Here is a 14,445-nt window from a genome sequence, read left to right on the forward strand (position 1 = left end):
TGGCGGCGCTGTTCGACTCCGGTGTCGCGGCCGGCCGGGCGATCACCGAGATCATCCGCAGCGGGGTGTCGCTGAGTCTGCTCGAGATCATGGACCGGACCACGATCGCCGCGGTGAACCGGTACAAGCGGATGGACCTGCCGACCGAGGCGGCCGCGATGCTGCTGGCCCAGTCGGACGCAGGCGGCGAGGCCGGGGCGGCCGACGTCGCGACGGTCGCGAAGCTGTGCCGCGACCACGGCGCGATCGAGTGCATCGAGGCGGAGGACCCGGCCGAGGGCGAGCTGCTGCTGGAGGCGCGGCGGGCCGCCCTGATCGCGCTCGACCAGCTCGGTACGACGATGATCGACGACGTCTGCGTGCCCCGGTCCCGGCTGGCGGAGTTCATCGGGATGATCGAGGTGTGCGCGACCGAGCTGGACATCACCGTCGGGGTGCTCGGGCACGCCGGTGACGGCAACATGCACCCGACCGTGGTGTTCGACGCGTCCGACCCCGGCCAGGCCGAGCGGGCGCAGCAGGCGTTCGACCGGATCATGGAGATCGGCCTCGAGCTCGGCGGCACGATCACCGGTGAGCACGGCGTCGGCGTTCTGAAGCGGACCTGGCTGGCCGAGGAGATCGGCCCGGTCGCGATCGACGTCCACCGGGCGATCAAGGCGGCGATGGACCCGAAGAACATCCTCAATCCCGGCAAGGTGGTGGCCGACGAAGCGCTGTGACTCAACCGCAACGGAACTGCCGAGGCCATTCGACGTCCATGGCCGTCGAATGTGACGTCCGGCCAGCACTATGGAAGGTAGTTGTCTGAATCTCCGGGGGATCGATGAGGCAGGGTAGGAGGCGCCCTATGCGCATGCGGCGAATCGGGCGCGCCGTACCCGGTGTGTCCCGTGCGGGCCGCCGTACCCTGCTGCCCGGGCTCGTCACGCTGACCGCCCTGGTCGGCCTGGCCGCCTGCGCGAACGGCGGCGGCCTGCGGGTCGAGGGCGCGGACGCGCCGGCCACCAGTGCCACGCCGTCCGCCCGGCCGTCGCTGATGGAGGGGGTCGCCCCGGAGCCGAAGCGGACACCCGCGGTGGCCGTCGACCTGCGCCAGGTCCGGCTGAAACTGCTTGCCGACAAGCACCTGCCGACGTACGCGCGGAACGTGCTGGCGAATTGCACGGTGATTCCGCGTTGCCTCAGCCGGGGTAAGACCGTTGATGTATTGCACAGCGGTACACCCCAGCAGATCGTCCTGATCCACACCCTGGACAATTTCGTCTTCGGTTTCTTCCTGATCGCGGTCGAACCCACCGGCCCGCGGCCGATCTGGAACCTCAAGGCCGATCTGCCGACGGTCAACGCCAGTCCGCAGGGCGACCTGGTGGTCGAGTCGAAGATCTTCACGATCGAGGACGCGGTCTGTTGCCCGTCGGGCCGGCGGGTCGAGGTCTACCGTTGGAACGGCCGGCAGATGATCAAGGTGAGCTCGACGGACAACAAGGGAGACTGAAGTTCGGTGGTACCCGAAGAACCGGCAGCGCGCATCCTCATGGTCGAGGACGACGCGGTGATCCGTGAGGCGACCCAGTTGACCCTCGAGCGGCACGGCTACGACGTCACCACGGCCGAGGACGGCCTGGAGGCGATCGAGCGTTTCGAGAAGATCCATCCGGACGTCGTGATGCTCGACATCATGCTCCCCGGGCTGGACGGCATCTCGGTGTGCCGGCGGATCCGCGAGACCAGCACGGTCCCGATCGTGATGGTGTCCGCGCGCGGCGACGCGCTGGACGTCGTCCTCGGGCTCGAAGCGGGTGCCGACGACTATGTGACCAAGCCGTTCGACACCCAGGTGCTGGTGGCCCGGCTGCGCGCGGTGATGCGGCGCGCGGTGTCGGACCCGGAGCGCCCGGCGCCCGCGGCCGGGACCGGGGTGGAGTCCTTCGGCGACCTCGAGCTCGACCGGGAGGCGCTGGAGGTACGCCGGGGCGGCGCGACCGTCCAGCTGACGCCGACCGAGCTCAAGCTGCTGATCGAGTTCGCCAACAACCCTGGTGTCGTGCTCAGCCGGTCCACCCTGCTGCAGCGGGTCTGGGACTACGAATGGGGCGGCGACGGCCGGCTCGTCGACGTTCACCTGCAGCGGCTGCGGACCAAGATCGGCGCGGACCGGATCGAAACGGTCCGCGGGTTCGGGTACAAGCTTCGGGCATAGTGTCCTCCGGAGAAGTGGCACCGACTGCCGACGGAAGGCACTGACGTGGGACTGCGCGGGAAGCTGGGTCTCATCTTCCTGCTGGTCTCCTCGCTCGCGATCCTGGTGCTCTGCGTCGCGGTCTACACCCAGGCACAGTCGTCCCGGCTGGACCGGACCCGGAGCTTCGCCGACGAACGGATCCAGTTCGCCGCCGACAGTTACGACCGCAGCGGCGTCACCGTGTTCGGCTCCCGGCTGGACGATCCGGACCTGCCGCCGCAGCTGCGGGAGGCCGTGCTGCAGGGCAAGCGGGCCACGTTCAAGACCGGTTCACCGAACGCGAAGATGTGGGCGGCGGTGATGGTCGAGGACGGCCAGATCCTGTCGATGGTGCAGGACTACGAGACCACCGACGACTCGATGAAGGCGCTCCGGCAGGCGCTCGTCCTGGGTGGCATCGGCACCGTCGGCCTGCTCGCGCTGGTCAGCGTGATCCTGGCCGGGAGCCTGTCCAGACGGATCGTCGCCGTCGCCGGTACGGCGCGCCGGATCGCCGCCGGCGACTTGGACGCGTCCGCCGCCGAGGCGGTCGGCAAGGGCAAGGACGAGGTGCAGTCGCTCGCAACCGCCCTGGACACGATGGCCAGCTCGCTGCGCGGTCAGCTCGAGGCCGAACGCCGGTTCACCGCGGACGTCGCGCACGACCTGCGGACGCCGGTCACGGGCCTGACCACGGCCGCCGAGCTGCTGCCGCCCGGACGTCCGAGCGAACTGGTCCGCGACCGGGCCAAGGTGCTGCGGCGGCTGGTCGAGGACCTGCTGGAGATCGCCCGGTTCGACTCGGGGGTGGAGCAGGCCGACCTGGAGCTCGTCGGGCTGGGCGCCTTCGTCGGCTCGGCGGTCGGCCGGCTGCGAATGCAGCAGGCGCTGGCCCCGGACAGCGTGGTCGTCCACCGGACCGCGCCGGAAGTGACGGTGTCCACCGATTCGCGCCGGATCGAGCGGATCCTGGCCAACCTGATCGTCAACGGGCTGCGCCACGGCAAGCCGCCGATCGACATCACGGTGTCCGGCCGGACCGTCGAGGTGGTTGACCACGGCAACGGTTACCCGGAGGAGCTGATCGCCGAGGGCCCCCGCCGGTTCCGCTCCGGGATGGCCGAACGCGGTGTCGGCCACGGCCTCGGCCTGACCATCGCCGCCGGCCACGCGAAGGTCCTCGGCGCCGAACTGACCTTCGGCCAAGCCCCCGGCGGCGGCGCCCTCGCCCGCCTGGTCCTCCCACCCGAGCCCGGGGCGCGGTCGTGACACCACCAGTGGGTGAACCCAGAGACCCGGGGCCTTGCACAGGCAATAACGTGTGCAAGGCCTCCAGTTCGTGGTCCAGGCCCCGTTACCAGGCCCGTTATCTGGTCAGGCGGGGACGATTCTGCCGGTGACCTCGCCCAGGCCGAGGCGGCCGGTGGGCGTGTTCGCCCAGGCGGTGATCGTGAGCACGTCGCCGTCCTCGAGGAAGGTGCGCTCCTTGCCGTCCAGGACGAGGGGTTCGCGGCCGCCCCAGGTGAGCTCGATGAAGGAGCCGCGCTGGTCCGGCTCCGGGCCGCTGATCGTGCCGGAGGCGTACAGGTCACCGGTCCGGATCGAGGCGCCGTTGACGGTCAGGTGCGCCAGCATCTGGGCCGGCGACCAGTAGGTCTCCTGGTACTGCGGACTGCTCACCCGGTGGCCGTTCAGCAGGACCTCGAAGGTGATGTCGTAGTTGGGCAGGTGCTCGCCCGCGAGGTACGGCAGGACCGGCGGGTCCTGCGGGGGCAGTGGGACGGCGGCGGCGTCGAGGGCGTCGAGGGAGACGACCCAGGGGGAGATCGAGGTGGCGAAGGACTTGCCCAGGAACGGCCCGAGCGGCACGTACTCCCAGGCCTGGATGTCGCGCGCCGACCAGTCGTTGACGATCACCACGCCGTACACGTGGTCGCGGAAGTCCTCGACCGGGACCGGCCTGCCCAGCGTCGACGGCGTACCGACGACGTAGCCGAGCTCGACCTCGACGTCGAGGCGCTGTGACGGCCCGAAGACCGGCGCGGCCGCGTCCGGGGGCTTCCGCTGGCCCGACGGGCGGACGATGTCGGTGCCGCTGGCAACGATCGTGCCGGCCCGGCCGTGGTAGCCGACCGGGAGGTGTTTCCAGTTCGGCAGCAGGGGTTCGGAGTCCGGGCGGAAGAGCCGCCCGAGGTTGGTCGCGTGGTGCTCGGAGGCGTAGAAGTCGACGTAGTCGCCGACCTCGAACGGAAGCTGCATGGTCACCGCGGACCGCGGGATCAGGTGCGGCTCGACCACGTCCCGGTCGTTCTCGTTGCGGACCAGGTCGAGCAGCCACTCGCGGGTGGCACGCCAAGCCGGGCGGCCGAGCGCGAGGAAGTCGTTCAGCGACGGCCGGGCGAACAGTTGGGACCCGTCGAGCATCTGCGCGGACGCGACCGGCGCGAGGTCGATCACCTGGTCACCGATCGCGGCACCGACCCGCGGCTCCTCGTCCCCGAGCCGGAACACGCCGAGCGGCAGGCTGTCCGGCCCGAACGGCGAGCCGGCGGGGATGTCGAGCCAGGTCACAGGGCCTCCAGCAGCTTCAGCGTGGTCAGGTCGTGGCGGGGTTCGTCGATGCTGCAGGAGCCGAACGAGGTGAACCATCGGCGGGTTCCGGCGGCCTGGTCGCCGGACAGGGCAGCGGCCCGGGCCGCGAGTTGCGAGGCGTCCCGGGACGCCAGGACGGCGGCCACCTCGTCCTGGGCGGCGCCGTCGAGGGACGCCCGGGTGGCGAGCAGCACGTTGACGAACCCGTGATGCTCGTACCCGGTGTCCGCCGCGGTGTGCCGGACCGCGTTGTGCAGGCCGGCCGTGCACTTGAAGGCGACTTCGCGGTCCAGGCATGCGGTGATGAAGGCCGCGACCTGGTCCTCCGACGGGAACAGGGCGGCGTCCAGCCCGCCGGTCCGCAGCTTGGCGGCGTACCCGGCGTCGGCGACCACGTCGAGCGCGCGTTCCCACGCTCCCTCCAGGCCGACCTCGACGAACGCGTTCTCCACGTCCAGGCAGTCGTCGCACGCGCGGACCACCCGGAGCGCGTTCCGGGACAGGTCGTCCTCGGCGCGCAGCCGGACCTCGACCGCGGTCACCTCGACGTCCGGTGACCGGTCGCCGTAGCGGATCGCGGGCTCGATGCCGCCGGCGCCGCCGGTGACCACGACGGTGACCGCGAGCGGGTCCGGCCCGGTGCGGGCGGCCTCCGCGGCGACCTTCGTCAGGTCCTCGTCGGTGCACACGAACGGCCCGACGAGGTCGGCGTACGCGGCCTGGCGATGCGCCCGGTGCGCGGCGACCGCCTCGGCCAGGGGCAGGTTCCCCGGCGGGAAGGTGGCGGCGTCGTCGACCAGGTGCCGGAACAGGGCAGGGACGGTTGACATGGGTCCGAGCCTAACGGATGCTTTCGGTAAGCGGACGCATGCGTTCGACTATCGTACACTGGAGCAGGAGCAATGGCGTTCTACCGGCAGGTCGGGCAGGTTCCACCGAAGCGGCACACTCAATTCCGGAGACCGGACGGCGGACTGTACTACGAGGAGCTGATGGGGGAGGAGGGGTTCTCGTCGGACTCGTCACTGCTGTACCACGCCGGCGTACCGTCCGCGATCGTCGACTCGCAGGTGTGGGAGCTGCCCGACCTGTCCACGGTCCCGAACCATCCGCTGACACCGCGGCACCTCAAGCTGCACGACCTGTTCACCGAGACGTCGAAGAGCAACGCCGTGGAGGACCGCCGGCTCGTACTCGGCAACGGTGACGTCCGGATCTCGTACGTCGTCGCCGAGCAGCCGTCGCCGTACTACCGCAACGCCATCGGTGACGAGTGCGTGTATGTCGAGAAGGGGTCGGCGACCGTCGAGACCGTGTTCGGCGTGCTGAACGCGGTCGAGGGCGACTACGTGATCATCCCGCGGGCGACCACCCACCGCTGGCTGCCGGACGGGAACGGCGTGCACGCGTACTGCATCGAGGCGAACTCGCACATCGCGCCGCCGAAGCGCTACCTGTCCCGGTACGGGCAGTTCCTCGAGCACTCGCCGTACTGCGAGCGGGACCTGCACTCGGCGGCCGAGCCGTTGGTTGTGGAAGGCGATGACGTCGAGGTGCTGGTGAAGCACCGCGGCAACGGGCCGGGCGGGATCGTCGGGTCGCGGATGGTCTACGCGACCCATCCGTTCGACGTGGTCGGCTGGGACGGCTGCCTGTACCCGTACACGTTCAACGTCAGCGACTACGAGCCGATCACCGGGCGGATCCATCAGCCGCCGCCGGTGCACCAGGTCTTCGAGGGCCACAACTTCGTCGTCTGCAACTTCGTGCCGCGCAAGGTCGACTACCACCCGCTGTCGGTGCCGGTGCCGTACTACCACTCGAACGTCGACTCCGACGAGGTGATGTTCTACTGCGGCGGCGACTACGAGGCACGCAAGGGTTCCGGGATCGGGCTGGGCTCGATCTCCCTGCACCCCGGCGGCTACGCGCACGGGCCGCAGCCGTCCGCGATCGAGGCATCCCTCGGCGCCGAGCGCTTCGAGGAGCTCGCCGTCATGGTCGACACGTTCCGCCCGCTGGAACTGGGCGAGGCCGGTACGGCGGTCGACGACGGCGTCTACGCGTGGACCTGGGCGGGCCGCCGCAACTCCTGATCCGCCGCGGCCCGGGATCGTGTGGGATTCTTGGGCGGTGAGTGCGGACGGGGCGTTTGTCGTGGGCATCGATCGGGGTGCGGTGCTGCACCGGCGGGAGATCGTGCGCGCCGTGCAGCGGCGCGGAGCGTGGATCACCCTCGTGCTCGGTGCCGTCGGCATCCTGGCCGCGGTCTACGCGCTGGTCGCGTTCCGGGGCGCCGGGCTGTGGCCGTTCGCGGTGCTGCTGATCGCGGCGATGGCTCCGCTCGTGGTGAGCACGATGCTCGCGCTCCGGCTGCAGACCGAGCGGCAGCGCTGGTACGACGCCAACGAGTTGCAACCGATCGCCATGAGGATGACCCCCAAGGCGCTCGAGCTGGCCTGCGAGGGAGCGGCGTACCCGGTGGTGCTGCCGTGGTCGACCGTCCGCGGGTTCCGGCAGGAGAAACTCTTCGGCCAGTACGCGCTGGAGCTCGAGCTGACGCCGGGCGTGGGCGCCACGACGGCCGGGGTCCGTGGCCTGGACCAGCCCGCCGTCCGAACGGTCGTGAAGCCGAACCCACTGCTGCGTCCGACCGGGCTCTTCCTGGTCAAGTCGCTCGATCAGCCGGTGCACGTCATCGACCAGGCGCTCCGGCATTTCTCCGGCGGCACCGCCGGCGTGACCACCTAGTGTCCCGAGTCGGAAGGTCAGCGGGGCACTAGCAGGGCAGGGCGCGGTAGGTGTAGCCCTGGCGGCTGAGTTCGGTCAGCGCGCTGTCCAGGGCGGAGACGGTCTCGGCGCGGTTGCCGCCGCCGTCGTGCATCAAGATGATCGCTCCGGGACGTGCACCCTGCAGGATCGCCTGTTCGACCTTCGCCGTCCCCGGCCTGGACCAGTCCTTGGTGTCGATGTCCCAGAGCACCTGGCGCTGGTGGTACGCCGCCGCGACCGCCTCGACGTGTGCGTTCGTGTCCCGGAACGGCGGCCGGAAGCACTTCGACCTCACTCCCGTCGAGATCTCGCGGCGGAGCTCGGCCGGGGCGAGCTTGGTCAGCACCGGGTGGTCCCAGGTGTGGTTGCCGATGCGGTGACCGGCGGCCCGGGTGAGCGCGACCAGGTCGGGATGGGCGGCCGCCTCCCGGCCGAGCACGAAGAACGTCGCCTTGGCCCGGTGTTTCGCCAATACCCGCAGGACCTTCGGCGTCCACTCCTGCTGCGGCCCGTCGTCGAAGGTCAGGTAGAGAACCTTGCCGTGCTTGGTCAGGTTCCAGTCGTCGGCGACGGCGGTGGTCGACGCACGGCGGTGCGGTGGTCGTTGCTGCCGTTGCTTGCGCGGCGCGGCCCGCACCGGCTGCTGTGTCACCGGGATGCTCAACGGAGCATGGGCCGACGCCTTCACGGCCGGCGCCGCGGCGGTGATCGAGTGGTCGGCCGGTTCGGCGGCCTGGGCGAGAACGGCACCGCAGAGGAGGGCGGCGACCAACGGCAGAAGCTTGCCGGGCGGCCTGGTCACGAGGCCGCCCGGCCTGGACTGAGGAGCGGAGGGAGCGAAGCGACTGGAGCGACGAGGGAAGGGCGGGTGCCGAAGCCCCGTGACCCGCCGCGCCGGAGGCGCGCCATGAGCACGGTCATGACGCGCATCCTCTCGTAACGGGTGGGCCAACCCGGCATCGAAGCGGGGTGTGTCGCCCGTATCGTGTGCGGTCCAGGCAGGCGAGTACGTGAGGCGGGCGAATGAGCGGTGAGCGGACGGTCCGCCTGACGGTCATGGGCACGACCGACCTGCACGGCAACGTCTTCGACTGGGACTACTTCCGGAACACCGAGTACGACGACGCCGCGCACAACGACATCGGCCTGGCCAAGGTCTCCACGCTGGTCACCGCGATCCGGAACCGGATCTCTGCCGACCCCCACGCGCCACGGCCGCTGTTGCTGGACGCCGGCGACACGATCCAGGGCACCCCGCTGGCGTACTACTTCGCGAAGATCGAACCGATCACCGGCGGCCGCCCGCACCCGATGGCGGTCGCGATGAACGCGATCGGGTACGACGCCGCGGCCCTGGGCAACCACGAGTTCAACTACGGCCTCGACGTCCTGCGCGAGTTCCAGCGGCAACTCGACTTCCCGCTGCTCGGCGCGAACGCCCAGGACTGGACCACCGGCCTTCCGGTCTTCCCGCCGTACGTGCTGAAGCGGGTGCACGTGCCGGGCGAGGACCCGGTCACCGTCGGGATCCTCGGTCTGACCAACCCGGGCATCGCGATCTGGGACAAGGCGGTGGTCGAGAACCGGATCAGGTTCGGCGGCGTCGTCGAAGTGGCCAAGGCCTGGGTGCCGCGGGTCCGCCGTGCGGGCGCGGACGTGGTGGTCGTCGCCGCGCACTCCGGGATGGATCTGTCCTCGTCGTACGCCGACGCCCTGCCGGTGCCCGAGAACGCGTCGGCGTTGATGGTCGAGACGGTCCCCGGGATCGACGCGGTTCTCGTCGGGCACGCGCACCAGGAGATCCCCGAACGGCTGGTGACCAACCAGCAGACCGGTGAGCAGGCCGTGCTGACCGAGCCGCTCAAGTGGGGCATGCGGCTGGCGCTGATCGACCTCGACCTGCGCAAGGAGCGTGGCCGCTGGAAGGTCGTCGGCCGGCAGGCGCAGGTGCTGAACGCGAACACCGTCGACGCCGACCCGGAGGTGCTCGCCGTCCTGCAGCGGGACCAGGACACCGTGATCGAGTACGTGAACTCGAGGATCGGCATGTGCACCCAGGCGATGTCCGCCGCGACCGCGCCGTGGGAGGCCACCACCGCACTCGACTTCGTCAACTTCGTCCAGGCCGACACGGTCGCGAAGGCGCTCGCCGGTACGCCGGAGGCCGCGCTGCCGGTGCTCGCGATCGCGTCCCCGTTCAACCGGGCGGCCGCGATCCCGGCCGGCGATGTCTCGATCCGCGACGTGGCCGGGCTGTACGTGTTCGACAACACGCTGCTCGCGGTGACGATGACGGGCGCGCAGGTCGGCGAGTACCTGGAGTTCTCGGCGCAGTACTTCCAGCAGGTCAGCGGGACCGGCCCGTTCACGCCCGACCAGGTCACGAACGCGCCGACGCCGACCGCGCCGAACGGCACGCCGGACTACAACTACGACATGGTCGGCGGACTGACGAAGCCGCTGACCTACCGGATCGACATCGCCAAGCCGCCCGGCTCCCGGATCACCGACCTCGCGTACGGTGGAACCGCACCGGCGCCGGACCAGCAGTTCGTGGTGGCCCTCAACAACTACCGGCAGGCCGGCAGCGGCAACTTCCCGCACGTCACCACCGCGCCGGTCGTCTACAACCGCCAGGTCGAGATCCGCCAGCTGATGATCGACTACGTCATCGCCACCGGCACGGTCGACCCGTCGGCCTTCCGTACCGGAGCCTGGTCCCTGGTCTCCGGCGGTGCCCCCGTCGTCGTGACGCCCGGGTGAGCCATTCGCCGAAGCCGCAGTCGGCACAGCCAGCGGCCACCTGCCTGCGCGGAACTACGGTCCGAGCCATTGACGTAGGAATGGCTAAGTGATTTAGTCAGTTTGTGAGTTACTCAGTAGAGGTTCCGGTGAGTCTGTCCGATCGGTTGACCGAGTCGATTCTCGGGATCATCCGAGAGGGCGGGCTGCGGCCTGGCGATGCGATCCCGTCGGCGCGGGAGCTGGCCAAGCGGTTCGCGATCACCACGCCGACCGTGCGGGAGGCGCTGCGGAAGCTGGAGGCGACCGGGGCGGTGGAGTTCCGGCACGGGTCCGGGACGTACGTCGGGCCGACGATCAACAACGTGGTCCTGGCGAATCCGCACCGGCCACCGATCACGAAGGAGTCGGTGCTGCAACTGATCGACGCCCGCCTGGTGATCGAGCCGGCCGTTGCCGTGCAGTCCGCGACGGCCCGTCAGCCGGAGAATCTCGAGCGGCTGGAGGCGGCGGTCACCAACGCGCTGGTCCCGCCGGGGGGACCGGCCTTCGCCCTCAACTTCCACGTCGAGCTCGCCGCGGCCGCCGGCAACCCGTTGCTGCAGGAGGTGCTGGCCTCGCTGCTGAAGGTCCGCGTCCGCGAGCAGCAGCGGATCCGCACGCTCTACGACAACCGCGAGCGCGACCACGAGGAGCACCAGGCGATCCTGGAGGCGATCCGTTCCCAGGACGCGCCGGCCGCGGAGCGGCTCACCCGCGAGCACCTGGGCAACATCCGCAGGGCTGTCGAGGCCGCCGACTTCCCGGAGCTGTCGTGAAGCTCGCAGAGATGACGACCGACGAGGCCCAGGCGGCGGTACGGCGTTCGCCGCTGGTCATCATCCCGGTCGGGGCCCAGGAGCAGCATGGCGGCGGGATGGCGATGGCCACCGACACCGTCCGGGCCGTAGGGGTCGCCGATCGGGTGGCCGAGCGGCTGGCCGGTCGCGCCGTGGTCGCGCCGGTCGTGCCGTACGGCGTCTCGCCACACCACATGGCCTTCGCCGGCACCGTGTCGTTGTCACCGGCAACCTTCATGAACGTGCTCCGGGACGTGATCGCCAGCCTGCGGGCGCACGGCTGGCGGCAGTTCCTGGTGCTCACCGGGCACGGCGGCAACAACGCGGCGTTGTCCGTGCTCGCGCAGGAGTACGTCCGCGAGGAGCTCACCTTCGCCTGGACACCGATCACGTCCGTGGTGTCCGACCTGATCGTGGACGTGAGCGAGGTCCACGGTCACGCCGGCGAGGCGGAGACCGCGCAGATGCTGTACCTGGCACCGCAGCTCGTCCAGGCCGACCGCCTGGAGCCCGGCGCCACGACGCTCGACGAACTGACCACACCCGCCCGGCTGTCCCGGCAGGCGCGTGGACCGCGGCTGTCCGTCGGGTTCGACGCGTACCACAAGCGTGGCGTGCTGGGAGATCCCCGCCGCGCCACCGCCGACGACGGCCGTCTCCTGGTCGAGACGGCCGCCGACCGCATAGCCGCCTTCGCCGACGAACTGCTCTCGGCCTGACCATTCCCTACCATCCCCTTTCCCCACTGGACCCCGCCCGGTCCAGGCGCGAGCCTGCCCGCCCGCAGGCCGTTTGCCCGAGGAGGCACTCGATGAACCTCGCACGCCCGAAGACCCTCGCCGTGCTGGCGATCACGGCCGGCCTGCTGACCGTTGCGTTGCCATCGGCAACCGCTGCCGCACCGGCCGCTCGCAGTGCCGGTTGTGGCCGGCAAGCACCGGCCACCGGTGACTACGAGGTGGTCAGTGGCGGGATCACCCGCACCTACCGGCTGCACGTGCCCGAGGAGTACAGCGCCACCGAGGCGTCCCCGCTGATCGTCGTGTACCACGGCCGGGGCAGGACCGGCGCGCTGACCGAGGCGTTCTCCGACCTGTCGAGACTCGACGCGATCGTTGCCTACCCCAACGGTGTGGTCGGGGACGAGAACAAGCAGGCCTGGCAGGGAGCGCCGTACTCCGCCGACGGTGTGGACGACGTCAGGTTCACCGCCGACCTGCTGGACAAGCTGGAGAGCGAGCTCTGCGTCGACACGACCGCGGTCTACGCGACCGGGAAGTCGAACGGCGCCGCGTTCACCGGGATCCTCGCCTGCGAGCTGGCGGACCGGATCGCCGCGATCGCTCCGGTGGCGGGCGCGTTCTACCAGCAGGGCAGGCGGTGTGCGCCGAGCCGGCCGGTTCCCGTCCTCGACATCCACGGCACTGGCGACACCACGATCCCGTACGACGGCGACGGCCAGCGCGACCTGCCGAGCGTCCAGACCTGGGTCCGCGACTGGTCGGTCCGCAACCACTGCGATCCGGAGCCACGGGTGTCCCAGCAGGGCGACGACGTGCTGACGTACACGTACAAGGGCTGCAGGGCCGACGTAGTCCATGTCGCTGTCACCGACGGCGGGCACACCTGGCCCGGGTCCGACGCCTCCTCCGGGCCGGGCTACGTCACCCAGACGTTCGAGGCGCACGAGCTGATCGGTGCGTTCTTCACGGCACACAAGCTGAGGTCATGAGATGAGTACGACGACGACCGACGTGAAGGAGCTGCCACGCCTGGTCCGGGCGATGGCCGTGATCGAGAAGGTCGGCAACGCGCTGCCGCACCCCTTCTGGTTGTTCTGGATCCTGTCCGCGATCCTCGCCGTGGTGAGCGCCGTCCTGGCCGCGCTGGACGTGTCCGTCGTGTCGCCGAAGGACGGCAAGACGGTCGCGGTGCAGAACCTGCTGTCCGGCGAGGGCCTGCAGATGGCGGTCTCGACGGCGATCTCGAACTTCGCCGAGTTCCCACCGATGGCCACGATCGTGGTCGTCATCATGGGCGTCGCGCTGGCGGAGCGCACCGGCTTCCTGCAGGCGCTGATGCGGGTGAGCGTGTCCCGGGTGCCGCAGTCGATGGTGGTCTTCGCGGTCGCGTTCGCCGGCACGATGGCGCACGTCGCGTCGGCGGCGGCGTACATCATCCTGGTGCCGCTCGGCGGGCTCGCGTTCCGGGCCGTCGGCCGGTCGCCGATCCTCGGCATCGTGGTCGCGTACACCGCGATCGCGTCCGGGTACGACGCCAGCCCGATCCCGACCCCGAACGACGCGATCTTCGCCGGGATCACCACCGCGGCGGCGCGGACGGTCGACCCGGACGCGTACGTCTCGCCGCTGTCGAACTGGTTCTTCAACATCGCGTCGTCGGTCCTGCTGGCGCTGGTGATCACGCTGGTCACCCGGCTCGTGCTGAGCAAGCGGCCCGACCTGGACGCCGACCCGGACGCGCCTGGTGACGATCCGGACCAGTTGAAACTGTCGGACGCCGAGCGCACCGGCCTGCGCCGGGCCGGGATCGTCTTCCTGCTCGCGGCCGCCGCGATCGTCGCCGTCCTCGGGCCGCACGGCTCGCCGCTGCGTGGCGAGAACGGCAGCATCGTCGAGTCGCCGTTCCTGGACGGGATCGCGATGGTGGTGGCGATGCTGTTCGGCCTCGTCGGCATCGCGTACGGCGTGACCGTGAAGGCGATCGGGACGGCGGCCGACGTGCCGCGGCTGATGGCCGAGGGGATCAGGCAGATGGCGCCGGTGCTGGTGCTGTTCTTCGCGATCGCGCAGTTCCTGGCGTACTTCTCCTGGAGCCGGATCGGCGACCTGCTGTCGGCGGAGTCCGCCCGCGTGCTCGGTGACCTGGGCGCGCCGACGATCGTGATCTTCCTCGGCATCCTCGCGTTGCTGACGCTGATCAACGTGCTGGTGACCAGCGGATCGGCGATGTGGTCGCTGACCGCGCCGATCCTGGTGCCGATGATGCTGCTGCTGAACGTGCCGGCCGAGACCACGCAGGCGTTGTTCCGGATCGCCGACTCGGGGTCGACCGCGATCACGCCGATGAGCCCGTACTTCGTGATGGCTCTCGGGTTCCTGCAGCGCTACCGCAAGGACGCCGGCGTCGGCACGCTCGCGTCGTACACGGTCCCGCTGGCGGTCTCGATGACAATCGCGTGGACGTTGCTCTTCCTGGCATGGTGGGCGCTGGGGATCCCCCTCGGCCCGGGCGCTCCGATCCGGTGACCCCCCG

At 70.3% G+C, this 14,445-nt stretch carries 14 protein-coding genes; 11 read left to right on the forward strand and 3 right to left on the reverse strand.

Annotated features, from left to right (window positions below):
- The 4 genes from E1218_RS07840 to E1218_RS07855 all read left to right on the forward strand — a co-directional run.
- A partial coding sequence (locus E1218_RS07840; RefSeq protein ID WP_325052818.1) for an FAD-binding oxidoreductase occupies positions 1–722 on the forward strand: 722 nt, incomplete at its 5' end.
- A gap of 128 nt (positions 723–850) precedes the next feature.
- Complete coding sequence (locus E1218_RS07845) at positions 851–1,498, forward strand: hypothetical protein (RefSeq protein WP_233712084.1); 648 nt, start codon at positions 851–853, stop codon at positions 1,496–1,498.
- Positions 1,499–1,537: 39 nt separating this feature from the next.
- Positions 1,538–2,203, forward strand: a complete 666-nt coding sequence (gene cseB, locus E1218_RS07850; RefSeq protein WP_202865831.1) for a two-component system response regulator CseB — start codon at positions 1,538–1,540, stop codon at positions 2,201–2,203.
- 45 nt (positions 2,204–2,248) lie between these two features.
- Positions 2,249–3,493, forward strand: coding sequence for a HAMP domain-containing sensor histidine kinase (locus tag E1218_RS07855; protein ID WP_132317792.1), 1,245 nt, complete (start codon positions 2,249–2,251; stop codon positions 3,491–3,493).
- A gap of 105 nt (positions 3,494–3,598) precedes the next feature.
- On the opposite strand, the gene fahA is transcribed toward E1218_RS07855, so the two are convergent.
- A complete protein-coding gene (gene fahA / locus E1218_RS07860) occupies positions 3,599–4,795 on the reverse strand; it encodes a fumarylacetoacetase (RefSeq protein WP_202865832.1) in 1,197 nt (398 codons plus the stop codon).
- A complete protein-coding gene (locus E1218_RS07865) occupies positions 4,792–5,646 on the reverse strand; it encodes a hypothetical protein (RefSeq protein ID WP_132317796.1) in 855 nt (284 codons plus the stop codon). The genes fahA and E1218_RS07865 overlap by 4 nt, the downstream gene beginning before the upstream one ends.
- 72 nt (positions 5,647–5,718) lie before the next feature.
- On the opposite strand from E1218_RS07865, the gene E1218_RS07870 reads away from it, so the two are divergent.
- Positions 5,719–6,912 (forward strand): homogentisate 1,2-dioxygenase, encoded by a 1,194-nt coding sequence (locus tag E1218_RS07870; RefSeq protein ID WP_132317798.1) that lies wholly within the window; start codon positions 5,719–5,721, stop codon positions 6,910–6,912.
- A 37-nt stretch (positions 6,913–6,949) separates the two neighbouring features.
- The gene (locus E1218_RS07875) at positions 6,950–7,567 is read left to right on the forward strand and encodes a hypothetical protein (protein ID WP_132317800.1); all 618 of its coding nucleotides are present in this window, start codon (positions 6,950–6,952) and stop codon (positions 7,565–7,567) included.
- 28 nt (positions 7,568–7,595) lie between these two features.
- Here the strand turns inward: E1218_RS07875 and E1218_RS07880 are convergent, their stop codons facing one another.
- Entirely contained in the window at positions 7,596–8,390 is a 795-nt protein-coding gene (locus E1218_RS07880) for a polysaccharide deacetylase family protein (protein ID WP_202865833.1), read from the reverse strand.
- A gap of 221 nt (positions 8,391–8,611) precedes the next feature.
- Here E1218_RS07880 and E1218_RS07885 point away from each other — a divergent pair, with 221 nt between their 5' ends.
- From E1218_RS07885 to E1218_RS07905, 5 genes are all read left to right on the forward strand, one after another.
- Positions 8,612–10,351: a bifunctional metallophosphatase/5'-nucleotidase gene (locus E1218_RS07885; protein ID WP_132317802.1), complete on the forward strand. Its 1,740-nt coding sequence runs from the start codon at positions 8,612–8,614 to the stop codon at positions 10,349–10,351.
- 128 nt (positions 10,352–10,479) lie between these two features.
- The gene (locus E1218_RS07890) at positions 10,480–11,148 is read left to right on the forward strand and encodes a FadR/GntR family transcriptional regulator (RefSeq protein ID WP_132317804.1); all 669 of its coding nucleotides are present in this window, start codon (positions 10,480–10,482) and stop codon (positions 11,146–11,148) included.
- Complete coding sequence (locus tag E1218_RS07895) at positions 11,145–11,888, forward strand: creatininase family protein (protein WP_233712085.1); 744 nt, start codon at positions 11,145–11,147, stop codon at positions 11,886–11,888. Before E1218_RS07890 ends, E1218_RS07895 begins: the two co-directional genes overlap by 4 nt.
- Positions 11,889–11,980: 92 nt before the next feature.
- Positions 11,981–12,901, forward strand: coding sequence for an alpha/beta hydrolase family esterase (locus E1218_RS07900; RefSeq protein WP_132317806.1), 921 nt, complete (start codon positions 11,981–11,983; stop codon positions 12,899–12,901).
- Between the two features lies 1 nt (position 12,902).
- The gene (locus E1218_RS07905) at positions 12,903–14,438 is read left to right on the forward strand and encodes an AbgT family transporter (protein ID WP_132317808.1); all 1,536 of its coding nucleotides are present in this window, start codon (positions 12,903–12,905) and stop codon (positions 14,436–14,438) included.
- Positions 14,439–14,445 lie beyond the last annotated feature (7 nt).

This window comes from Kribbella turkmenica, assembly GCF_004348725.1.
In the GTDB taxonomy this organism is placed as follows: Bacteria; Actinomycetota; Actinomycetes; order Propionibacteriales; family Kribbellaceae; genus Kribbella; species Kribbella turkmenica.

What these genes read in the sequence shown, in the direction of transcription:
- E1218_RS07900 (WP_132317806.1), top strand. Translation starts at nt 11,981, where the DNA reads ATGAACCTCGCACGCCCGAAGACCCTCGCCGTGCTGGCGATCACGGCC.
- E1218_RS07865 (WP_132317796.1), bottom strand. Translation starts at nt 5,646, where the DNA reads ATGTCAACCGTCCCTGCCCTGTTCCGGCACCTGGTCGACGACGCCGCC.
- E1218_RS07905 (WP_132317808.1), top strand. Translation starts at nt 12,903, where the DNA reads ATGAGTACGACGACGACCGACGTGAAGGAGCTGCCACGCCTGGTCCGG.
- E1218_RS07885 (WP_132317802.1), top strand. Translation starts at nt 8,612, where the DNA reads ATGAGCGGTGAGCGGACGGTCCGCCTGACGGTCATGGGCACGACCGAC.
- cseB (WP_202865831.1), top strand. Translation starts at nt 1,538, where the DNA reads ATGGTCGAGGACGACGCGGTGATCCGTGAGGCGACCCAGTTGACCCTC.
- E1218_RS07870 (WP_132317798.1), top strand. Translation starts at nt 5,719, where the DNA reads ATGGCGTTCTACCGGCAGGTCGGGCAGGTTCCACCGAAGCGGCACACT.
- E1218_RS07845 (WP_233712084.1), top strand. Translation starts at nt 851, where the DNA reads ATGCGCATGCGGCGAATCGGGCGCGCCGTACCCGGTGTGTCCCGTGCG.